This is a genomic window from Synechococcus sp. BIOS-E4-1, assembly GCF_014279995.1.
GTDB lineage: Bacteria > Cyanobacteriota > Cyanobacteriia > PCC-6307 > Cyanobiaceae > Synechococcus_C.
This window is the reverse complement of record NZ_CP047935.1, coordinates 2440142-2461306: the sequence shown is the minus strand read 5'-3', so window position 1 is coordinate 2461306 and position 21165 is coordinate 2440142. Positions and strand designations below refer to the sequence as shown.

Annotated in this window: 23 protein-coding genes; 15 read left to right on the top strand and 8 right to left on the bottom strand. The window is 59.5% G+C overall.

All coding sequences use genetic code 11. The annotated features are described in order from the left end of the window. Positions 1–54: 54 nt before the first annotated feature. The 5 genes from topA to SynBIOSE41_RS13375 are packed head-to-tail and all read left to right on the top strand — an operon-like array spanning position 55 to position 6101. Complete coding sequence (topA, locus tag SynBIOSE41_RS13395; RefSeq protein ID WP_186538255.1) at positions 55–2757, top strand: type I DNA topoisomerase; 2703 nt, start codon at positions 55–57, stop codon at positions 2755–2757. A gap of 47 nt (positions 2758–2804) precedes the next feature. Further along, positions 2805–3263, top strand: a complete 459-nt coding sequence (locus SynBIOSE41_RS13390; RefSeq protein WP_255476058.1) for a hypothetical protein — start codon at positions 2805–2807, stop codon at positions 3261–3263. Further along, a complete protein-coding gene (locus tag SynBIOSE41_RS13385; RefSeq protein ID WP_066905978.1) occupies positions 3263–3907 on the top strand; it encodes a DUF2232 domain-containing protein in 645 nt (214 codons plus the stop codon). Before SynBIOSE41_RS13390 ends, SynBIOSE41_RS13385 begins: the two co-directional genes overlap by 1 nt. After that, on the top strand, positions 3879–5081 hold the full coding sequence (locus SynBIOSE41_RS13380; RefSeq protein ID WP_186538253.1) for a nicotinate-nucleotide--dimethylbenzimidazole phosphoribosyltransferase: 1203 nt from the start codon (positions 3879–3881) through the stop codon (positions 5079–5081). Before SynBIOSE41_RS13385 ends, SynBIOSE41_RS13380 begins: the two co-directional genes overlap by 29 nt. A gap of 9 nt (positions 5082–5090) precedes the next feature. Further along, positions 5091–6101 (top strand): twin-arginine translocation signal domain-containing protein, encoded by a 1011-nt coding sequence (locus SynBIOSE41_RS13375; protein ID WP_186538252.1) that lies wholly within the window; start codon positions 5091–5093, stop codon positions 6099–6101. On the opposite strand, the gene SynBIOSE41_RS13370 is transcribed toward SynBIOSE41_RS13375, so the two are convergent. Both SynBIOSE41_RS13370 and SynBIOSE41_RS13365 read right to left on the bottom strand, forming a co-directional pair. Next, a complete protein-coding gene (locus tag SynBIOSE41_RS13370) occupies positions 6090–7223 on the bottom strand; it encodes an aldo/keto reductase (RefSeq protein WP_370594240.1) in 1134 nt (377 codons plus the stop codon). The two genes, SynBIOSE41_RS13375 and SynBIOSE41_RS13370, sit on opposite strands and share 12 nt — an antisense overlap. A 20-nt stretch (positions 7224–7243) precedes the next feature. Continuing rightward, a complete protein-coding gene (locus SynBIOSE41_RS13365; protein ID WP_186541224.1) occupies positions 7244–7837 on the bottom strand; it encodes a bifunctional nuclease family protein in 594 nt (197 codons plus the stop codon). A 56-nt stretch (positions 7838–7893) separates the two neighbouring features. Here SynBIOSE41_RS13365 and SynBIOSE41_RS13360 point away from each other — a divergent pair, with 56 nt between their 5' ends. Together SynBIOSE41_RS13360 and SynBIOSE41_RS13355 are read left to right on the top strand one after the other, a co-directional pair. After that, positions 7894–8541: a riboflavin synthase gene (locus SynBIOSE41_RS13360; protein ID WP_186538251.1), complete on the top strand. Its 648-nt coding sequence runs from the start codon at positions 7894–7896 to the stop codon at positions 8539–8541. A 73-nt stretch (positions 8542–8614) separates the two neighbouring features. Next, positions 8615–9205, top strand: a complete 591-nt coding sequence (locus SynBIOSE41_RS13355) for an HdeD family acid-resistance protein (protein WP_066906171.1) — start codon at positions 8615–8617, stop codon at positions 9203–9205. Between the two features lie 92 nt (positions 9206–9297). Here the strand turns inward: SynBIOSE41_RS13355 and SynBIOSE41_RS13350 are convergent, their stop codons facing one another. The 4 genes from SynBIOSE41_RS13350 to SynBIOSE41_RS13335 all read right to left on the bottom strand — a co-directional run bounded on the left by SynBIOSE41_RS13350 (position 9298) and on the right by SynBIOSE41_RS13335 (position 12852). After that, positions 9298–9654: an AbrB family transcriptional regulator gene (locus SynBIOSE41_RS13350; protein WP_067325866.1), complete on the bottom strand. Its 357-nt coding sequence runs from the start codon at positions 9652–9654 to the stop codon at positions 9298–9300. Positions 9655–9749: 95 nt separating this feature from the next. After that, a complete protein-coding gene (locus tag SynBIOSE41_RS13345; protein ID WP_186538250.1) occupies positions 9750–10364 on the bottom strand; it encodes a cytochrome c oxidase subunit 3 in 615 nt (204 codons plus the stop codon). Next, positions 10361–12031 carry a cytochrome c oxidase subunit I gene (gene ctaD / locus SynBIOSE41_RS13340; RefSeq protein ID WP_186538249.1) on the bottom strand — a complete coding sequence of 557 codons (1671 nt, stop codon included), beginning with the start codon at positions 12029–12031 and terminating at the stop codon, positions 10361–10363. The genes SynBIOSE41_RS13345 and ctaD overlap by 4 nt, the downstream gene beginning before the upstream one ends. Next, positions 12028–12852: a cytochrome c oxidase subunit II gene (locus SynBIOSE41_RS13335; protein ID WP_066905960.1), complete on the bottom strand. Its 825-nt coding sequence runs from the start codon at positions 12850–12852 to the stop codon at positions 12028–12030. Before SynBIOSE41_RS13335 ends, ctaD begins: the two co-directional genes overlap by 4 nt. Positions 12853–13083: 231 nt before the next feature. Here SynBIOSE41_RS13335 and SynBIOSE41_RS13330 point away from each other — a divergent pair, with 231 nt between their 5' ends. Genes SynBIOSE41_RS13330 through SynBIOSE41_RS13300 form a run of 7 tightly spaced genes read left to right on the top strand, consistent with a single transcriptional unit; the run spans position 13084 to position 18359 of the window. Next, positions 13084–14013, top strand: a complete 930-nt coding sequence (locus SynBIOSE41_RS13330) for a heme A synthase (RefSeq protein ID WP_186538248.1) — start codon at positions 13084–13086, stop codon at positions 14011–14013. Further along, positions 14006–15013, top strand: a complete 1008-nt coding sequence (locus SynBIOSE41_RS13325) for a heme o synthase (RefSeq protein WP_186538247.1) — start codon at positions 14006–14008, stop codon at positions 15011–15013. The genes SynBIOSE41_RS13330 and SynBIOSE41_RS13325 overlap by 8 nt, the downstream gene beginning before the upstream one ends. A 28-nt stretch (positions 15014–15041) precedes the next feature. Beyond that, entirely contained in the window at positions 15042–16055 is a 1014-nt protein-coding gene (locus SynBIOSE41_RS13320; protein ID WP_186538246.1) for an ATP-binding cassette domain-containing protein, read from the top strand. Between the two features lie 37 nt (positions 16056–16092). Then, entirely contained in the window at positions 16093–16950 is an 858-nt protein-coding gene (locus tag SynBIOSE41_RS13315; RefSeq protein ID WP_186538245.1) for an ABC transporter permease, read from the top strand. Between the two features lie 4 nt (positions 16951–16954). Then, on the top strand, positions 16955–17434 hold the full coding sequence (locus tag SynBIOSE41_RS13310; protein ID WP_186538244.1) for a hypothetical protein: 480 nt from the start codon (positions 16955–16957) through the stop codon (positions 17432–17434). A gap of 30 nt (positions 17435–17464) precedes the next feature. Further along, complete coding sequence (locus tag SynBIOSE41_RS13305; RefSeq protein ID WP_370594128.1) at positions 17465–18157, top strand: N-acetylmannosamine-6-phosphate 2-epimerase; 693 nt, start codon at positions 17465–17467, stop codon at positions 18155–18157. A gap of 19 nt (positions 18158–18176) precedes the next feature. Further along, positions 18177–18359 carry a hypothetical protein gene (locus SynBIOSE41_RS13300; protein WP_066905948.1) on the top strand — a complete coding sequence of 61 codons (183 nt, stop codon included), beginning with the start codon at positions 18177–18179 and terminating at the stop codon, positions 18357–18359. Between the two features lie 25 nt (positions 18360–18384). Here SynBIOSE41_RS13300 and groL read toward each other — a convergent pair whose 3' ends face one another. Next, complete coding sequence (groL, locus tag SynBIOSE41_RS13295; RefSeq protein ID WP_186538242.1) at positions 18385–20055, bottom strand: chaperonin GroEL; 1671 nt, start codon at positions 20053–20055, stop codon at positions 18385–18387. Positions 20056–20184: 129 nt separating this feature from the next. Between groL and SynBIOSE41_RS13290 the strand changes: the two genes are divergently transcribed. After that, positions 20185–20361, top strand: coding sequence for a hypothetical protein (locus tag SynBIOSE41_RS13290; RefSeq protein ID WP_170953727.1), 177 nt, complete (start codon positions 20185–20187; stop codon positions 20359–20361). A gap of 25 nt (positions 20362–20386) precedes the next feature. On the opposite strand, the gene fabG is transcribed toward SynBIOSE41_RS13290, so the two are convergent. After that, complete coding sequence (gene fabG, locus SynBIOSE41_RS13285) at positions 20387–21139, bottom strand: 3-oxoacyl-[acyl-carrier-protein] reductase (protein ID WP_186538241.1); 753 nt, start codon at positions 21137–21139, stop codon at positions 20387–20389. Positions 21140–21165 lie beyond the last annotated feature (26 nt).

Here is a 21165-nt window from a genome sequence, read left to right as displayed (position 1 = left end):
CGCTGCAACTGGAGCGGCGGTGCGATAAAGAAGGGAACGGTTATCTGCCCTCCTTTGGCGCACACCCTGGTCATCGTTGAGAGCCCCACCAAGGCCCGCACCATCCGTGGATTCCTCCCCAAGGACTTCCGGGTGGAAGCCTCCATGGGGCATGTACGCGATCTCCCGAACAACGCCAGTGAGATTCCAGCGGCTCAGAAGGGCCAGAAGTGGGCCAATCTCGGCGTCAACACCGAGTCCGATTTCGAGCCCCTTTATGTGGTGCCGAAGGACAAGAAAAAAACGGTCAAGGAGCTAAAGGACGCCCTCAAAGGTGCTGATCAGCTTTTGCTGGCGACGGATGAAGACCGGGAAGGCGAAAGCATCAGCTGGCATCTGTTGCAGCTGCTTGCGCCGAAGGTTCCGGTGAAACGAATGGTGTTTCACGAGATCACCAAGGAGGCGATTGGGCGGGCTCTTGACCAGACCCGTGAGCTGGACATGGAGCTGGTGCATGCCCAGGAAACCAGACGAATTCTTGACCGTCTGGTGGGATACACGCTGTCGCCGCTGTTGTGGAAGAAGGTGGCTTGGGGTCTGTCCGCGGGACGCGTGCAGTCCGTTGCTGTGCGTCTGCTGGTGCAACGGGAACGCGCACGTCGGGCATTCCGCAGCGGCAGCTACTGGGACCTCAAGGCCGGTCTCGAGCAGACCGGCAGTCGTTTTGACGCCAAACTCACCCACCTCGAGGGGCAGCGCATTGCCACCGGCAATGATTTTGATGAAAACACCGGTGAGCTCAAGGCCGGGAGCAAGGTCCGCCTTCTCAGTGAAAGCGATGCCCTGACCCTCTCCGAAACGGTGAAGTCGGTGGCATGGAGCGTCACGTCCGTGGAGGAAAAACCCACGGTGCGACGCCCCGTTCCACCGTTCACGACCAGCACCTTGCAGCAGGAGTCGAACCGCAAGCTCCGGCTTTCTGCCAGGGAAACCATGCGTTGCGCTCAGGGTCTCTATGAGCGTGGTTTCATCACTTACATGCGCACCGATTCGGTGCATCTCTCTGATCAGGCGATCAGCGCTGCCCGCAGCTGTGTTGAATCGCGGTATGGCAACGACTATCTGAGCAAGGGGCCCAGGCAGTTCAGCACCAAGGCCCGCAACGCACAGGAGGCCCACGAAGCGATTCGCCCTGCTGGCGAGAGTTTTCGTGCTCCACAGGAGACAGGTCTAGATGGCAGGGACCTAGCCCTCTATGAACTGATCTGGAAGCGCACCGTTGCCAGCCAGATGGCTGAGGCCCGCCTCACCATGCTGTCTGTTGATCTGAGTGCCGCTGATGCTGTGTTCCGAGCCAGCGGCAAGCGCATTGATTTCCCTGGTTTCTTCCGTGCCTATGTGGAGGGCAGTGATGACCCCGACGCTGCCCTGGAAGGCCAGGAAGTGTTGCTGCCAGCGCTCAAGCAGGGGGATTCTCCCAACCTCAAAGACGTTGAGGCGCTTGGCCACCAGACCCAGCCTCCGGCCCGTTTCTCGGAAGCTTCCCTGGTCAAGATGCTCGAGAAGGAAGGGATCGGCAGGCCCTCCACCTATGCCTCGATCATCGGAACGATCGTGGATCGGGGCTACGCCGCGCTTCAGAACAATTCACTCACGCCCAGCTTCACAGCCTTTGCGGTGACGGCGCTGCTCGAGGAGCACTTCCCCGACCTGGTTGACACCTCCTTCACCGCCAGGATGGAGAACACCCTCGATGAGATCTCTCATGGAAAGGTGCAGTGGCTTCCATACTTGGAAAGCTTCTACAAGGGCAATGAAGGGCTGGAGTCCCAGGTTCACCTGCGGGAGGGCGATATCGACCCCGGTGCCTCGCGCACGATCGACCTCGAGGGACTCCCCTGTGTGGTCAGGATCGGTCGCTTTGGGGCCTATCTCGAAGCCAAACGTGTCGGTGACGACGGAGAGGAGGAGCTGATCAAGGCCACCCTGCCTCATGAGATCACCCCCGCCGATCTCGATCACGATCAGGCCGAACTGATCCTCAAGCAGAAAGCCGATGGGCCTGAGGCCTTGGGGGAAGATCCGGAAACCGGAGATTTTATCTATCTGCTGTTCGGTCAATACGGGCCCTACGTGCAGCGCGGGCAGGTCAGTGATGAGAACCCCAAGCCCAAGCGTGCCTCGCTGCCCAAGGGAGTGAAGCCCGAAGACCTCAGCCTCGATGATGCTCTGGGACTGCTGCGACTGCCCAGGCTGCTGGGAGAGCACCCTGATGGTGGCAGGGTTCAGGCCGGACTTGGTCGTTTTGGCCCCTATGTGGTCTGGGACAAGGGCAAAAGTGAGAAGGACTACCGCTCCTTGAAGGGCGACGACGATGTGCTCGCCGTGGGACTCACCCGTGCTCTTGAACTGTTGGCGATGCCCAAACGTGGTCGAGGCGGCCGAACCGCGCTCAAGGATCTCGGTAAGCCCGAGGGCAGTGATGAGTCGGTGCAGGTGTATGACGGCCCCTACGGTCTCTATGTGAAGCAGGGCAAGGTCAATGCTTCTCTTCCGGAAGGGAAGGGGGCTGATGACATCACTCTTGAGCAGGCGGTGGAGCTGCTGGAGGCGAAGGCCGCCAGTAAGAAGGGAGGCCGAAAGGCTTCCACCAACAAGAAACCTGCAGCTAAAAAAGCTGCAGCCAAGAAGCCAGCAGCCAAGAAGCCTCCTGCCACGACGAAGTCAGGTCGTCTGCGTGCCAGTGCCGTGCGCGTGATTCGCCCCGCCGACTCCTGATGGGCATCAGGATCAGACTGTTTGCTCGGTCGTTGCTGCCCTTGCTCATGCTGCTGCAGGCCTGTGATGGCACACCATTCGGCCAGCGGCTGTCAGAAAGCTTCGACTCTCAGGCAGGCGAAGTCAGTCCAGAAGTCACCCAGGCGGATCCAGTCGACAACGATCCAGACGACAACATCGTAGATTCCCGCGTTGTTACTGACAAGAACGAAGATCAGGCCAAGGTCAACGACAACGACAACGACAACGACAACAAACAGCCCAAAGCCAGAGTCAGCGAAGCTGAGGACTCGACTGAAAAACCCGAGGCGAAACCCACTCCGGAGCGAACCCTGCCGTATCGCATCATGATCCGCCTCTCAGCAGCGGATCCAGCGGCTCCCGCGGAGGGGGTCACCGAGGCTCTCAGGCGTGCTGGCATTGGCTTCGAGGTGGAGACCATCGAAAAGGTGCCCGTCAGCGATCTGAATCAGCCTTCCCAGCTTCAGCCGAAGCCTGCTTCCTGATGCGACCAGTTCTCAGCCATCGCCAGGCTCTGCGAATGATGGAATCCTCCTATCTGGCGGCCGCGGCTGCCTTGATCTGGCTGGCTCTCTACTACCTCCCGGTCGGCGGAGCTCTGTTCCGTCTTGCCCTGCCTCTGCCACTCGCCTTGCTGGCTGTGCGTCGGGGTGGCCGTGCCGGGGTCGAAGGCCTGGCGGTGGCGATTCTTCTGCTGATCGCCTTGATGGGGCCTGTCCGCGGACCCTTGATGCTGTTCCCCTATGGCTTGTTGTCTGTATGGCTCGGCTGGTGCTGGTTGCATCGCTGCAGCTGGTGGCTGAGCTGGGGGATCGGCCTGCTGATCGGTGCTGCTGGTTTTCTCGTCCGCGTTGTTGCTCTTTCGCTGTTGGTGGGTGAAAACCTCTGGGTGATCATCACCCGTGCCGGTGCAGGCCTGCTGGACAGGTTGCTGGAACTGCTGCAGTTGCCACTCGCGCCTGATCTGCTGCTGGTTCAGCTGATGGCGCTTGCTCTTGTGCTCATCCAGCAGCTGGTTTACGTGCTTGCTCTCCACGCACTGGCTTACTGGATTTTCCCCCGATTGCAGGCCCCCGTCCCGGACCCTCCCCCGCTGCTTCATGGACTGGTCGCCCTCGACCCCCTCTGATCCTCCATTCGGGGTTTGTCGACTGACCGGTTCGCCGGCCACGGCAGATGCAACACGCTTTGCAGGCATCTGGTCTGATCCTGTCCAACCACTTCCGGATCTGTTGCTGGTGCTCGCCTCCACAAGGACCGCTGAACAGCAGGGAATCTCTGCGGCGGGCTGTACACCAGCTGCACGCCGCACCACGGCTCTTGCTGATGCGGAACTGCTGCTCAAGGGGCCATCCGTTCCTCCGCTCTGGTCCCTGCCACCTTTGCCGGCGGGGGTTTCACCAGCCTTGATCAGCTGGGTTGTGTGCGATCAACTCGGCCTCGACCCGCAGGTTGCCGCTCTCGGCTTGACGGTGCCACCGCACTTTCCCCATCTCCGCTTTGAGGACCCACGCTGCGGGCCGGGGCAATGCGTCTCCAGCGGCGCTGCAATGTCCCCCGACAGGGTGCTCCAGTTGCTGCAGCGCGGTCGGCGTCTTGGGCGACAACTGCGTCGGCCGCTGGTGCTGGCGGAATGTGTTCCCGGTGGCACCACAACAGCCTTGGCAGTGCTGACGGGGCTGGGATTGCCTGTGCAGGCACTGGTGAGTGGCAGTGCTCTGCATCCCCCCATGGCGCTCAAGCAGCAGCTGGTCAGCGAAGGGCTGTCTCACTTGCCTGGCCACTCAAAAATCGATGCTCAGGCCTTGCTGGCGGCCGTGGGTGATCCTTTTCAGGCCCTTGCCACAGGGCTGTTGATCGGGGTGCTTGATACGGATCAGTCCATACTGCTCGCCGGTGGCAGTCAGATGGCTGCGGTGCTTGCCCTTGCACTGCACGCGGTTTCAGCAGACCGTCGTCAGCAGCTCTGCGATCGGGTTGTGATCGGAACCACCGCTTGGCTGGCCGCGGAGCGTCTGCAGGCTGCAACGCCTGCGTCTTCCCTGGTGACGCTGCTCAGCAACCTCGAGCAGCACTATGCCGTTTCACTGCAGGCCTATGCCTCTGGTCTGCGTTTCTCGGCAAGCCGCCACTCCCGCCTCCGCGATTTCGAGCTGGGCCATGTAAAAGAAGGAGTCGGTGCTGGTGGCCTGGCCCTTCTGGCTCAGTGGAGAGGTGTTTCCACTGACACTCTGCTGCAGTGCTGCGATCGGGCGGTCGATCAGCTGCTCGCGGCAGGCCATGCGAACACTGTCGCCCCGTAGGTTCGGACCATGAAGCCTGTTGCCGTTCCGGCGCTATTATTGAACCGTCGTCGGTTTCTCCAGTTCGCCGCTGTGACAGCGGCGGCGGGGCTCAGCGGCTGCGGTCGTGTAGGAGCGGTTCCCACCCTGCGTGCAACCCCGGACTGTCTGCCCTCTCTCTGGCGTCGTGATCTGCCAGCACCCTGGCGTTTCGATGCTTTGTCAGGGGCGACACCGCTCGAGAGTCCCTGGCCGCTGCCAACCGACCTTCTTGCTCTCACTGACGGCTGGTTGTCGGTGATCAGCCCCGAGCGTCTGCAGGCGATAGCTGCTGATGCTCTTCTTTCGAGGATGGGGCCTTCTGGACAACGCTTCCTCAGCGAGGCTCCCCTCGCTTGGAGGGGCCTGATGTTGCCGGTGGCTTTTAGTCCATGGGTGATGGTGATCCGGCGGGATGGGACCAATGCACCTGCGCCGGATGCTGGCTGGAACGCTCTGCTCGACCCGGCAGCCAAGGGCAAGCTGCTGCTGCCATCCAGTCCGAGGCTGCTGATCTCACTCGCAGAGAGAATGCAAGAGGGCGATGCCCTGCGTCGTCTGCGTGCGGCGACCCTCAGTTTTGATGACCGTTTCGGCATGAACTGGCTGCTGCAGGGTGATGCCAGGGTTGCCGTGCTGCCTCTGCAGCGCTGCATGGCTGCCCTCCAGCGTGATCCCAGACTCACCGCTGTGTTGCCTGAGCAGGGCGCACCACTCCACTGGACGCTGCTGGTTCGGCCTTCCCAGACGGCTGAACCCATTCCGCAGGACTGGGTGCTGAAAGCCTGGAACCAACCTTTGCTGTCTCGATTGTTGGCTCAGGGTTGGATCCCGCCGTTGCCCAGAGATGAGCTTTTCGAGGCGGAGGCTCGGATTCCGCTCAGACTGCGTCCTCTCGTGCTTCCTCAGGAATCGGTCTGGACACAGAGCTGGATGTTGTTGCCACCCGATGCTGCAGAAGCGCAACGTTTGCAGCAGCTCTGGGAAGCATCAGCCCCATAACCGCCGCCGCGGTGCCGCTGCCAGCAGTCGATGGGTCTCCGCCAGTAAGTCGGGGATCGGCAGCTGGTGCGGGCAGCGCGGCAGGCAGTCTCCGCAGCTGTCGCATTGGCTCGCATCGACCGTTTCCCACCAGTGCCCGGCCCGGCCGATCAGGTTGTAGCGCTCCCCGGCGAATTCCATCAGGTCATGGCCGTGGGCAAGATTGCGCAACCTCAGCAGCTCGGGGATCGGGACGTCGTTGGGGCATGGAAGGCAGGCACGGCACTGGCCGCAAAGCTCATGCCCCAGTCGACTCTCACGCTGTTGCTCAAGGTGAGTAAGAGCTCGCTGCTCCTCCAGATCCAATGGGCCCTCGCTAGCTGCGAGCGATCGAGCCAGTTTGAGGTCTGCGGCGCTCCGGGCTCCCACGGTCAGTGTGCTGATGCCGGCCGCCAGCAGAAAGCGATAAGCCAGCTGCAAGGGCTGGAAGGGGCTGCAGTCAACTTTCAGCTGTTCACTTGGTGCCTGAAGGCGACCACCCTTGTCAGCCGGTGAAATCGCAAGAACGCCCATGGATCGCTCTAAAGCCTGCTGTGCCAGCGGCATGCGCGTGGGGTCCAGCAGATGCAGATGCAGGCAACAGAACCTGAAGCGGTCACTGGCGATGGCACGCTCGATCAGGGCATTGGACCCGTGGCTGCTGAAACCCACCTGTCGGACCTTGCCGCTCGCCAGGGCCCAGTCGATCAGCCGGGCTCCCTCGCCGGAGAGCACCCATTCGAGATGGCTGTCCAGGTTCAGGCCATGAATGGCCAGATTGTCCAGTCTGTTGATCCCCAGTCTGCTGAGGCTGGACTCCAGAGCCTCACGCCCAGAGAGAAAACTCTGCCCTGGAAGCAGTTTGCTGGTGATCACCCAGCCACCGTCGGCCGGGGCGACGCCCTCCTTGCTCAGCTGAGCAAGCGCCTTGCCAAGAAAGGCTTCAGCTGGTCCATAGGCCGGTGCGGTCTCAAGATGGTTGATGCCAGCCTCAAGAGCGGCGCGTAACACCTGCAGCATCTGCTCCGGAGACTGGAGAGCGCGCATGGTGCCAAGAGTGAACAGGCTCACGTCGGCCCCGTCACCGAATGAGCGGCGCAGCACAGCCCGGGGGAGTGTGCTGCTCAAGGGTCCTGGGTGTCGCCCTGGGTATCTCTAGGATCCCTAGACTGGCGGGATTTCAGGTGTCGTCCCAGGGCAGCGGGACTGATCCCATCGAGGAAGCGACGGAATTCATCACGATCCTCCGCATCCGCTTCGGCATCGACGGCAATCGAGGCTTCCGCAACCACCTCTTCAAGCATCCAGATGCTGCTGCCGGTGCGGATGGCCAGTGCGATCGCATCACTGGGGCGTGCATCGATCTCAAGCAGGTTGTCGTCCTCATCGACAGCCGCCTCAAGCTCACTCTCTCCGGAAGCCACGGAGTCGTGGTCGCTCCCGCCTAGGCGCAATACGGCTCTGAAGGTGCTGTCTTCGATCGCATGAATGATCACGCGCTCCAGCTGCAATCCCCCTGCCTCCAGCAATGCCGCCATCAGGTCATGGCTGAGGGGCCTGGGCTGAGGCGTATCACTGAGGCCGGCCATGATGTTATGCGCCTGAGCCTGATCAATCCAGATCGGCACCTGACGGCTTCGGGATGGGTCCCGCAGCAGCACGATCGGACTGCGGCTGCTGGCATCCAGGGCGATTCCCGCCACGCTCATCTCGATCAAGTACGGCTCCGCCGCTCTCTCGATTATGACCAGTGCAGAGGAGATGGAGATGGGCAATGTTCACCGGGTTGGTCCAGGCGGTGGGTCAGGTCGAACGACGTGGCCGCGCTCTGCTCGTCGAAGGCTGCAGTGCTTTCGCTCCACTGCAGCTTGGTGACAGCGTCGCTGTGGACGGTGTCTGCCTCACGGTCGCTTCACTGGTGGGTGATGGCTTTCTGGCGGATGTGAGTGAAGAGACGCTTCAGCGCACCACTCTCGGGGCGAAGGCTGCAGGGGGAGGGTCTGTGAACCTCGAGCCCGCTCTTCGTCTGTCAGACCGTTTGGGAGGCCATCTTGTGAGCGGACATGTGGACGGCATCGGTGAGGTGGTCGCCGTGGAGTCTTTGCCCCAGTCATGGCATCTAGAACTGCGCTGGCGGGATGCGGACTTCGGTCGCTACATCTGCGATAAGGCCAGTGTTGCGGTGAATGGCATCAGCCTCACCGTGGCGGGTTGTGCTGATGCCGGGTCAAGGTTCTGGTTGGCGGTGATTCCGCACACCTGGTCGGTTACAGCCCTTCGTGATCTGCAGGTGGGTGATGAGGTGAACCTCGAGATTGATCTGCTGGCTCGCTATACGGAACGGCTCATCAGTGCCAGTGGCTCTCAGGAAGAAACTCCCCCGATCAGCGCCGCCTGGCTTGCAGAGCATGGCTGGGGCTGACCGCTAACCACAAACCATGGCGGGATTTGTGAGGTCTCAATACCTTTCGGATGTTATTCATTCTGAACTGTTCATGAATTCCGAGGACCGCTCCGAATCCCTGGGCACCTTCAAAGCCTTCTCGATTGCAGAGGGCATTCTTCTCATCGTTCTGGGCGTCCTGGCCCTGATCTTCCCAGTCATTGCTTCGTTCTGGACCACAGGCGTGATTGCTGTGCTGTTTCTGGTCGGCGGTGTGGTCGGCTGGATCAGCAACCTTGCCCGTTCCGGCAGGATGGGCCGCTGGATCTGCTTCTGGCGTTTGGTGGTGTCCACCCTGTTCATCGTTGCCGGTGGCTCGATGATCAGTAACTTTCGGGATCCCGGTGAAGCCGCAGAGCAGGTTGCTGCGTTCGCCTTGGCCATCGGCATCGTCTTTCTTGTGGAGGGCGTCGTGGCCTTCTTCAATGGACTGGCCAACAGCGGTCAACCCGGCGCTGGATGGGCCATCGCCAATGGCGTGATCACCTTCATCCTGGGTCTGTTGATTGTCACTCTCAAGTTCTGGGGTCTGCTGTGGGTGCTCGGAACGCTGGTGGGCATCAGCTTCCTGTTCAGTGGAATCGAGCTAATCGCGTTCAGCTCCAGCATCGATGACAATCAGGATCCTCCTGCCATCGCCTAAGACGACATCCTGAACACAACTAACCCAAGGAGCAGCACACAGTTGTCTCCTTGGGCGAACACGAGTAATAATCCGTGCTCTGAAGTGTTGATTCAGGTGGATTCAGCGAGCGGCAGCAGCGTGATCGTGCCGGAATCCTTGTTCAGTTCAATCTTGAATTCCTGGCCTGGAACAAGATCAAGGCGTTTGGTATAGGCATGGCCGATCAGAAGATTGCCATTGCCATGAACGCGTGTGCGGAATTCGGCCTGACGTCCTCTGCTGCCTCCGCCTGAACCACCGTTGCTGGAAGGAAGTTTGTACCCCTTGGCTTCCACCAGGGCTCTGTAAAAACTTTTGCGCATCAGACGGCCACTGGGACCGACGTAACCGCAGCCCCGGGCGATTTCATCTTCAGGACGGTTGCTGAGAGCTCGCGCCTTGTTCAGTAATTCCTCTCCAACCAGCATGTCTATCGGAAAAGACACATCAATTCTGACCCCAGACTGCAACCCGGGCAAGGAGTTCGTCGAAGTTCTGTCAATTGAACCGATCTCGATGCTCGTTAGATCAGGTAGAGAATCACAAACAGAATGACCCAGATTCCGTCCACGAAATGCCAGTAGAGCTCGGCTGCCTCGAGCGGAAAATGATTGCTGGCACTGATACGACCTGAAGGTGTGCGGCATTGCCACCACACAATCAGGATCATCAGTGTCCCGAGAGTCACGTGCAGCCCGTGGAACCCCGTGAGGGCATAAAAGGTGCTGGCGTAGAGATTGTCGGCGAGGCCGAAGGGCAGGGTGAAGTACTCCACCATCTGGCTGGCGAGAAAGCCCAGACCGAGAATGGCGGTCAGCATCAGCCATTTGCGGCAGCGTTCGTTGTGCTGTCTGCGCAGGTTCACGCCAGCGCGGTGAAAGGTTGCGCTGCTCACCAACAGCAGAATGGTGTTGAGCGTTGGCAGTGGCAGTTCAAGCTCATAAATCGCACCTGGCATTAACGGATTGACTGCCTTGAAGGTGAGATAAGCAGCGAAGAACCCGGCGAATGTCATGGCGTCAGCCACCAGGAAGGTGGCCAGGCCAAACATGCGGTGATCCGGATGTTCAGCCCCGTGTTCAGCCCCGTGATCATCCATGTGATCAAGCTGAGCGTTTTGAGGAGTGAGGGATGTCATTGACCGCTTCTCCAAAGATCACTGCCGCTGGCAGAGTTCAGGTCGATCTCGTCGGCCGGGGTGCCATAGCCGTATGGATGGGTCACCAGCGGTGGATCTCCTTTCCAGTTCTCAACCGGTGGTGGCGATGACGTCAGCCATTCAGGAGTGAGTGCTCTCCATGGGTTGTCGCCTGCGATGGCACCGTGAAATGCGCTGGCAATCACATTCCAGAGAAAGGGGAGGGTGCTGATGGCCATCAGCAGCGCTCCTGCACTGCTGATCTGATTGACCAGCTGAAACTGGGGGTCGTATTCGGCAACCCGGCGTGGCATGCCGTTGAGGCCAAGCCAGTGCTGCGGAGCAAAGCAGAGGTTGAAGCCAACGAAGGTCAGCAGGAAATGCAAGCGTCCGAGATGTTCATCGAGCATGCGTCCGGTGATCTTGGGGTACCAGTGATAGATCGAAGCGAAAATCACAAACACCGACCCCCCGTAGACGATGTAGTGGAAGTGGGCAACAACGAAGTAGGTGTCGTGAACATGAACATCAAACGGAACCTGGGCGAGGGCGACACCAGTGATTCCTCCGAGCACGAAGTTCACAATGAAGCCACAGGAAAACAACACGGCACTGTTCAGACTGATTCGACCTCCCCAGAGCGTTGCCAGCCAATTGAAGAATTTAATTCCGGTAGGAACCGCAATGAAGGCTGTCGCAATGGTGAAGAACAGACGCATCCAGGGCGGAGTTCCACTGGTGAACATATGGTGAGCCCAAACCACGAGTCCAAGAACAACGATGGCCATAATTGAATACACCATGGTTGTGTATCCGAAAAGAGGTTTGCGGCAATGAACCGGAAGAATTTCGCTGACTAAGCCAAAGGCGGGCAGCACCATGATGTAAACCGCTGGATGAGAATAGAACCAGAAAAGATGTTGGTAAACAACAACATTTCCACCCATTCCAGGGTTGAAAAAACCCGTGTGAGCAACAATATCAAAGCTCAGCATAATCAGCGTTCCAGCAAGAACTGGAGTGGATAGAACCACGAGAATGCTGGTGCCAAGCATTGCCCAGCAGTACATCGGAAGCTGCATCAACTTCAGGCCAGGGCGGCGGAGCTTGAGAATCGTCGCGATGAAATTAATGCCGCCGAAGATTGAACTTCCGCCCAGAAGAAGAACACTCAGAATCCAGATGATCTGACCGGTTGCGGGTGTTGTGATGCTGAGTGGTGGATAAGCTGTCCAGCCGGATTGTGCAGCTCCAGTAATGAAATAACTGCTGATAAGCATCAGCCCTGCTGGAGGAATGAGCCAAAAAGCAACCGCATTCAGTCTTGGATAGGCCATGTCCCTGGCGCCCACATAGAAGGGGATCAGGTAATTGCCGAAGGCCCCATTGACCACTGGAACGATCCAGAGAAAGATCATCACTGTCCCGTGCAGTGTGAGGATCTGGTTGTAAACATCCCTGGCCATGAAGTCTGAAACCGGACTCAGCAGTTCGGTTCGGATCGCGCCCGCCATGGCTCCTCCGATCAGATAGAAGGCAAATCCGCAAACGAGATACTGAATGCCGATCACCTTGTGGTCGACGCTGAAGCTCAGATAGCGAAGCCATCCCGTCGGCTGCAGTGATGGTGAAGCTGGCGCTGTTTTTGGGGGAGCTGTAATCGTCATGCTTCAGCAGCGGTTGGCTTTCGGTTGGACTGGAGCCAGGTGTCGAAGTCATCGGCGCTGTCGACCACGACGCTCGAGCGCATGCCTCCGTGATAAGGACCGCAGAGCTCTGCGCACACGATCGAGTAATTGCCCGTGCGGGTTGGGGTGAAGTCGAGAACCGTTGGCTGCCCGGGGATCACGTCCTGCTTCAGCCGGAATTCAGGAATCCAGAATGCATGGATGACGTCTTTGGCTTCCATTCGCAGTGAAACCGGTCGGTCGACGGGCACATGCATTTCTCCGGAAATGATGTCTCCGTCGGGGTAATGGAACAGGAATGCGAACTGCATAGCTGTCACCTCGATGGGCAATGGAGGGATCCCCGCCGTTGTGGCTGTCTGGGAATCCTGCGTCGAGCCGATGCCTCCCCAGATGCGCTGATCAACCATCGTCTCCGAGCCATGGTTGCCATGGCCGAGTGGCACCATCCCGCCCATGCGTTCGTAGATGTCGTAGCTGTAGAGCCCAACGAAGAGAACAACGATTGCAGGAACAGCAGTCCAGAACACTTCGAGTGGAAGATTTCCTTCAAGAGCCAATCCATCACCGAGCTGTCCGGGACGGCGACGAAAACGCACAAGGCTGAAAAGAATTAAACCGACTATTCCTACGAAAAGGATTGTGCCAATGCTGAACAAAACACGAAACAACTCGTCGTAAATCGGGGCATTGGCGCTGGCATCAACTGGAAGAAGGTTGATGTTCTGGCCAATCCATAGCCCCCCGAGCACGAGGAGCATTCCTAAGACCAGCGTCAGAATTGCTGAGGGGATGGGCACCCCGGACCTCAATCTATTTCTACTCAGGTTATGGAGGTTGGTTACTAATCACCACGCGTTGATTGTTAAGCAAGCCTGAAAATCCTTCGGCTTTTCTGAGCTCAAGAGCACTCTTGTCAGCAAAGTCGCATCAAGTCTGAGATTGCAGATGTTGCACTTGGCTACACATCGTGCCGTTTTGATTCAGATGGCTACGTTCCGTGGATAACCATCTCCATTAAGGAGTTTGCGTTGACTGCATCGTCTCTCAATCCGATTCGTCTCCGCCTGGCTCAGTTGGCTGCCCATCTCGTGGTGGCCCTTGTGGCTCTGGTGGTGATCGGAGGAGCGACGAGGGTCATGGAGGCAGGCCTGGCCTGTCCTGATTGGCCTCTTTGCTACGGAAGCCTGCTGCCTGGTCGACAGATGAACGTCCAGGTCTTCCTCGAGTGGTTTCACCGTCTCGACGCCTTTGTCGTCGGCGTCGCTCTTCTGGTGCAGATGGTGGTCGTTTGGTGGTATCGCCGTGATCTGCCTGGATGGTTGCTACCACTCAGCGCCCTTCTGGTGCTGATGGTTGCTCTGCAGGGAGGCCTTGGAGCACTCACGGTGCTGAAGCTATTGCCTTCTGGGGTGGTCACGGCTCATCTGGCCCTGGCTCTCACGCTGGTGATCACTGTCAGTGGTCTTACCCAGACTCTTCTGGCAGACCCCAAGTCCGTTTCGCCTCCTCGCTGGTGGACCGTTTTCGGCTCATTGAGTGTGCTGGCGGTTTCTGCCCAGTGCCTCCTGGGTGCTGGCATGGCCACGTCCTGGGCCTCTCAGCGCTGTCTTGAGGCAGGTCAGTCCTGTCAATGGCTGCACTGGCATCGTGCCGCGGCCACGCCGGCAGCTTCCTGTGTGCTGCTCTTTGTTCTGGTGGCCCTGCTCAGTGGGCGCTGGGGCCGAGAGCAGTGGCCGCTTCTGTTGATGGCTCCTTTGCTGGTGGGCACACAGATCGGCCTTGGTGTCACGACTCTGCGTCTTGGCCTTTCACAGCCCGCAGTGACCGTGGCTCATCAGCTCGTGGCGTGTCTTCTGGTCGCGGTCCTCGCAGGACTGACCTGCAGGCGTCAACCACCTTCATCAGATCCACTGTCCGTCGTTCTCGACTCTTCCGCCCTGGAGGCCTGTCATGGCTAGTTCCGCCACAGCTGCATCCTCGGCTCCGCTCACGCGCGAACAGGTTGTTCCTTCGCGCAAGCGAATCAAACTTCCTGCCTGGCTTGAGGTAGCCAAGCCGCGACTGATTCCTCTGCTGCTGGCTACGACACTTGGAGGGATGGCCTTGACCGAGGGCTGGCCACTCTCCTCTCCGAGACTGGTCTGCACGCTTGGTGGTGGAGCTCTTGCCGCCGCCGCTGCAGGAGTCCTCAATTGCCTGTGGGAGCAGGAACTTGATGGCCGCATGCAGCGTACAAGCGGCCGTGCTCTGCCCTCGGGTCGACTGTCACCAACAGCTGCTTTCGCCGGTGCTGTCTCCTGCACTCTGGCGGCGGCAATGCTGCTCGTCAGTGGTGTGAATTGTCTCGCCGCAGGCCTTTCGCTGCTTGGGCTCTGCAGTTACGTCCTGCTTTACACGGCACTGCTCAAGCCAAGGACACCCCAGAACATCGTGGTTGGAGGTGTCGCTGGCGCCATCCCTCCTCTGGTAGGCGCAGCCGCAGCCACCGGTCATGTGGGGCTGAGTGGCTGGTGGCTGTTCGCGCTGGTGATGGTGTGGACGCCGGCGCACTTCTGGGCTCTGGCTCTGCTTCTGCGCGATGACTACCGCGCGGTCGGCATACCCATGCTGCCGGTCGTGAAGGGGTCTGTCGTCACAGCTCGCGCCATTCGCCGTTATGGCTGGGCCACGGTCCTGATCAGCATGCTCGGGATCTGGGCACTGCCGGAGGGTGGGCTTTTCTATGGCCTGCTCGTGCTTCCCTTCAATGGACGCCTGCTTCAGATGATCGGCAAGCTTGCCGAAGACCCTGACAGCATTGATCGCGCCAAGGGATTGTTCCGCTGGTCGATTCTTTATCTCTTCGGGATCTGTCTGTTGCTGATCATCAGCCGTCTCTCGGCGGCGTCCCTGTTTGATCTTCAGCTCAGGGGATGGCTGATGACGCTGACTGCAGGGTTCACAGGAATTGCTTCCTAGATTTCAAACGATTGTTTCCGTGGGCGGGATGTCATTGCTTGAGCTCGATCAACTGGAAAAGTCCTATGGGACCGTTTCGGCTCTGAGCGGACTCAGTCTGTCGGTTCCTTCAGGCTGCCTCTACGGATTGCTTGGACCGAATGGAGCGGGAAAGACCACTGCGCTGCGCATTCTGGCCACACTGCTTGCCCCTGATCAGGGACGCGTCGTTGTTGCAGGGATCGACGCGCTTCAGGAGCCCCGTACGGTGCGTCAACTGATGGGCTATGTGGCTCAAGAGGTGGCGATCGACAAGATCCTCACCGGCCGCGAGCTTCTGGCACTCCAGGGAGATCTTTACCATCTTCCGCGGCACGACCGGAACAACCGAATTGATCAGCTGGTGGATCGGATGTCGATGGCTGATTGGATCGATCGTCGCTGCGGCACCTATTCCGGCGGGATGCGACGGCGTCTGGATCTCGCTTCCGGTTTGCTGCACCAACCACAACTGCTTGTTCTGGATGAGCCGACAGTCGGTCTCGATATCGAAAGTCGCGCTGTGATCTGGGAGGTGCTTCGAGACCTCCGCGATCAGGGAACCACGATCCTGTTGAGCAGTCATTACCTCGAGGAAGTGGAGGCTCTCGCTGATCGGATGGCGATCATCGATGCTGGTCGCGTGATTGCAGAGGGTGCGCCTGAAGCCTTGAAACAACAGCTCGGCGGTGATCGGGTGACCTTGAGAGTGCGCGAATTCAGTGACCAGCCCGAAGCGGAACGGGTTTGTCAACTTCTGGAGGTGGTGGATGGTGTGAGACGGATCGTGATTAACCGCGCTCAGGGTTATTCACTCAATCTCGTTGTCGACGGTGAGCATGTGCTTGCAACGCTGAAGCAACGGTTGGCGGGCGAGGCTCTTGAAGTGTTCTCCCTGTCACAGAGCCGTCCCAGTCTCGATGATGTGTATCTGCAGGCCACCGGTCGCACTCTGATGGATGCCGAGCTTGCCGTGGCAGGTCAGCGAGATCCCAAGCAAGAGAGACGCCAGTCGATGCGTTGATCCCTCACCTGATCATCTTTCAGTTTCCGTCTTGTCCATGACCAGTCCTGCCCTCGATTCAAGCTCCTCCAACTCCGACAACGGTTCGGCGATCGCCGAGCTTCTGCAGGAAACATTCGCTCTGACGAGACGTCTGTTCCTTCAGCTTCAACGACGTCCGTCCACCTTGGTGGCCGGTGTACTTCAGCCCTTGATCTGGCTGGTTCTGTTCGGTGCTCTCTTCTCACGCGCACCGGAAGGGCTGCTGCCCGGTGGCATGAGCTACGGCCGTTTTCTCGGAGCTGGGGTGATTGTCTTCACTGCCTTCAGTGCGGCGCTCAATGCAGGGCTTCCAGTGATGTTCGACCGTGAATTCGGCTTTCTGAACCGCCTGCTGGTGGCACCGTTGCGCAGTCGCAGTTCGATTGTTCTGGCCTCTGTGATCTACATCACGACGTTGAGTCTTGTGCAGAGCCTGGCGATCATGCTCACCGCATCTTTGCTCGGCTATGGATGGCCAGGCGCTGCAGGTCTTCTGCTGGTGATGGTCACCTTGCTGCTGCTGGTGTTCGCAGTCACAGCGTTGAGCCTTGGACTGGCGTTTGCCCTGCCGGGTCACATCGAACTGATTGCAGTGATCTTTGTGGCCAACCTGCCTCTGCTTTTCGCAAGCACGGCGCTTGCCCCTCTGAGCTTCATGCCCCCCTGGCTGGGCTGGCTTGCATCGCTAAATCCCCTTACCTTCGCGATTGAACCCATTCGTGCCGCCTATGCCGGCCCGCTTGATCTGTCATCGGTTCTGCTCGAAGCTCCCTATGGCTCCGTTACCGGCACCACCTGCCTTCTGGTGTTGACGCTGCTGACGGCCGCTTTGTTTCTGCTGATCCGCCCTTTGCTCAACCGCAAGCTTGCCTGATTCCGTGAACCATTCTCCTTATCAGCATCAGGATCCTCGCCAAATCAACCTTCAGCAACTGATTGAACTGGCTCAGCAACAGGACGATCAACCGTTGTTGACACGGCTCGAACTGCAGTGGGTTCACCGATTCGGTGTCGCCTCCCTGCCGCAGGGTTTGCTGGCATCTGAAGAATGTTCGCAATCGTCCACGGCACAGCCTGTGGCTGAGGTTGCTCCGATTGCTGCGCCTGAATCGAATGCATCGCCTGCTGCCAAAGCCGAAGCAGCTTCGGATGTGGAATCTGAGCTGCCGTCCCCTGGGATCAATCGTTTCAGCTCCTTGTTGAAAACCTGTCTGGATGATGTCGGTCGCGTTGTTGATCCTGAGATCAGTCACGACACTCCGGCCCCCAGTCTTCGACCGGTTCCTGCCGCAGGTCCACAACGATTGCGGCGCTGGCTGACACCCGTCAGCCAACAGGATCTGCCCAAGGCGTCCTGAAAGGGCATGGTCGTCTTGTCGGTGAATCACTTGTCCCGGGACCATCTCCAGGGTGGCTTGATCGTTTCGGTTCAGGCCCCAGAGGGGTCTCCCATGCGTCATCCCGATGTGATCGCCGCTATGGCCGAAGCCAGTCTTCGCAACGGCGCCATCGGGGTCAGGCTGGAGAGTCCTGAGCACATCGGAGCTGTTCGGGAGCGTTGTCCGGAGGCCCTGATCGTGGGGCTGTGGAAACGCTCTTTCCCGGACAGTTCGGTCTACATCACGCCTCGATGGGAGGACATCAGAGCGGTCTGGGCGGCTGGTGCCGACGTGATCGCTTTGGATGCAACGGCACGCAAGCGACCCTCTGGCCAAGAGCTTGAGTCGCTGATCCAACGAGCGAGAACGGAGCTTGGTGCAGCTCTGATGGCGGATGTCGACAGTGTTGAGAATGGCCTCAAGGCTGCGGCTCTGGGATGTGACTGGGTGGGAACGACGCTTTTTGGCTACACGGAAGACACCGCTCAGTTCTCTCCACCAGCCATGGAGCTGTTGCATCCGTTGAGACAACAGCTTCCTGCCTCCACGCCGCTGGTGTGCGAAGGAGGCATCGCTTCTGCTGTCACCGCAGCTGATGCCATCGAGGGCGGGGCTGATGCGGTCGTTGTCGGAACAGCCATCACCGGCGTGGATCTCCAGGTCGCGGCCTATTGCAGTCACCTGAAAAGGCAGACTGGCTGAGTCCCGCGAGACTCATGCCATGTTGCGCCTGATTTCACTCCCGGCGATGGTCGGAGGACTTGTTCTGGCTTTGCCGGTAGCAGGCCTGCCGATGGGTGAGCTCCAGGCTCTGAACAGGGAGCTTGGACATCTCTGCAGCAAGCCCCCGCGCGAAGCACTGGCGGTCTGTCGGATTCATGCGCGCCTTGTTCAGGCTCTCTGAGTTAAACCAGGCGCGCATGGTTGGATCACATCATCCCGGGCATTCCCATTCCGCCCATTCCGCCCATGCCACCCATTCCGCCCATGCCACCCATTGGATCGCCACCGGGTGCTGCCGGAGCAGGGGGCTCAGGTTTGTCGGCTACAACTACTTCAGTGGTGATCAGCAGAGATGCGATCGAAACAGCATCCTGTAGTCCAAGGCGAACCACCTTGGCGGCATCAAGAATGCCTGCCTGCAGCAGATCCTCGTAATTGCCGGTCACGGCGTTGAAGCCCTGCCCGGAGCGCTGCACCTGCTCCACAACGATGTCCCCGTTGGCACCAGCGTTGATGGCGATCTGCTTGAGGGGTGCGCTCAGGGCGCGCTGAACAATCTCCACGCCCGTTCGCTGATCTCCCTCCAGCTCCGCAGCAACGGAATCAAGAGTTCCTGCCAGTTGCAGCAATGTGGAACCACCCCCAGCAACAATGCCTTCTTCAACGGCGGCACGGGTTGCATTTAGGGCATCCTCGATGCGCAGCTTGCGGTTTTTGAGCTCAGTTTCGGTAGGTGCACCCACCTTGATCACGGCAACGCCACCAGCAAGTTTGGCAATGCGTTCGCTGAGCTTCTCCCGGTCGTATTCCGATTCGGTGTTGTCGAGTTCACGCCGAATGGAGGCCACCCGCTCAGCCACTGCGTCACGGCTTTCCTCGCCGGCAACGATCGTCGTGCTCTCCTTGCTGATCGTGATTCGGCGGGCGCGGCCGAGATCGGCGAGTGTGACCTTCTCGAGCGTCATCGCTCTGTCTTCGCTGATCACCGTGCCGCCGGTGAGGATGGCGATGTCAGCCAGAGCCGCTTTGCGGCGCTCACCAAATGATGGAGCGCGAACAGCGGCGACCTGGAGAACGCCGCGGTTCTTGTTCACCACCAGGGTGGCCAGGGCTTCCCCATCCACCTCTTCGGCCAGAACCACAAGCGGAGAGCCGGACTGCTGCACGGCTTCCAGCACAGGCACCAGGTCGGCCACCGCGCTCACCTTGCGGTCAGTCAGCAACAGCAGTGCGTTATCGAACTCGCAGATCTGACGGTCGCCGTCGGTCACGAAATAAGGGGAGCTGTAGCCCCGGTCGAAGGCCATGCCTTCGGTGACATCGAGCTCAGTGGCCAGCGATTTGGATTCCTCAACGGTGATCACTCCGTCGACGCTGACCTTGTCCATGGCTTCTTTCACCATCTGGCCCACCTCTTCATCGCCGCCGGCGCTGACCGTGGCCACCTGACGGATGGCATCTCCACTGACGGCCTGGCTTCGCTCCGACAGGCCTTTGACCACGTGTTCAACAGCAGCTTCCATGCCGCGGCGCAGTTCGATCGGGCTGGCTCCGGATGCTGTGTTGCGCAGACCTTCCTCAACCATGGCCTGAGCCAGCACGGTTGCTGTGGTGGTGCCGTCTCCGGCCTTGTCCTTGGTCTTGGACGCCACCTGCTGGATCAGTTTGGCGCCGATGTTCTCGAAGGGATCCTCGAGCTCGATCTCCTTCGCGATCGTGTCGCCGTCATTGATGATGTCGGGTGCTCCGAATGACTTCTCAAGCACCACATTGCGACCGCGCGGGCCGATGGTGACCCGCACGGCATCGGCGAGAGCGTTCATACCCCGCTCCAGCGAAGCGCGGGATTCATCCGAAAAACTGAGAAGCTTGGCCATGGTCGACAAGTACCCGTTCGTCAATGTCCCACAACGACTGGACGTCTGACTTGCTGCAGGAAGTGGGGAAAGCCGAATCATCGTGCGCTGATGTCTGCTGAAGGCCGCTGCGCTCGTTAGCGTTGACCCATGGCCAATTCAGGGGCACTGTTCTTTGTTCTGCTGACCGGTCTGGCCGGGATCATGGCGTTGGTCTACGTGCCGTTACGCATCTTTCTCACTGCAACAGAGCGCAGTCGCAGATTCAGATTGCTTCAGCGGATCCGCAAACTCAGGGATGAACTGGGGCAACCGCTTGAGCCTTGATGCACGAGGCCGCCGCTGACTCTCGTCAGCCCATCACCATGCCTCCGTCAACCTGCAGAACCTGACCGGTGATGTAGGCCGCAGCAGGGTCAGCTGCCAGAAACCGCACAGCTCCGGCAACCTGATCCGGAGTTCCGAACTGACCCAGGGGGATGGCCGCGAGGATTCCCTCCGCATCAAGCTCCTTGGTCATATCGGTGGCGATGAAACCGGGAGCCACTGCATTCACGGTGATTCCACGGCTGGCCATCTCCTTGGCGGTGCTTCTGGTGAATCCCACGACGCCTGCCTTGGCTGCGGCGTAATTGGACTGACCGGCGTTGCCCATCAGGCCCACAACAGAGGTGATGTTGATGATCCGTCCGCTTTTCTGCTTGAGCATCGGGCGGGTCACGGCCCTGGTGCAGAGGAAGACTCCACTCAGATTCAGATTGATGACCGCCTGCCAGTCTTCGGTCTTCATCCGCATCAGCAGCCCATCGCGGGTGATGCCGGCGTTGTTAACCAGAATGTCGATCCTTCCACTGCGCTCGATCACGGCCTTGATCAGACCGTTCACAGCCTCCTCGTCGGCCACATTCGCTTGAAGGGCATAGGCCTGACCTCCAGATTCCCGGATCTCACTGACCACCGTATCGGCCGCATCAGGTGAGCTGGAGTAGTTCACGACCACCTCAGCACCGGCCTCAGCCAGGGCGAGGGCGACGGCTCGACCGATTCCACGGCTGGCTCCTGTCACCAGAGCGATCTGGCCATCGAGGGTGCGGATGCTGCTCATGCAAGGACCTGTGACCGGCTGATCGT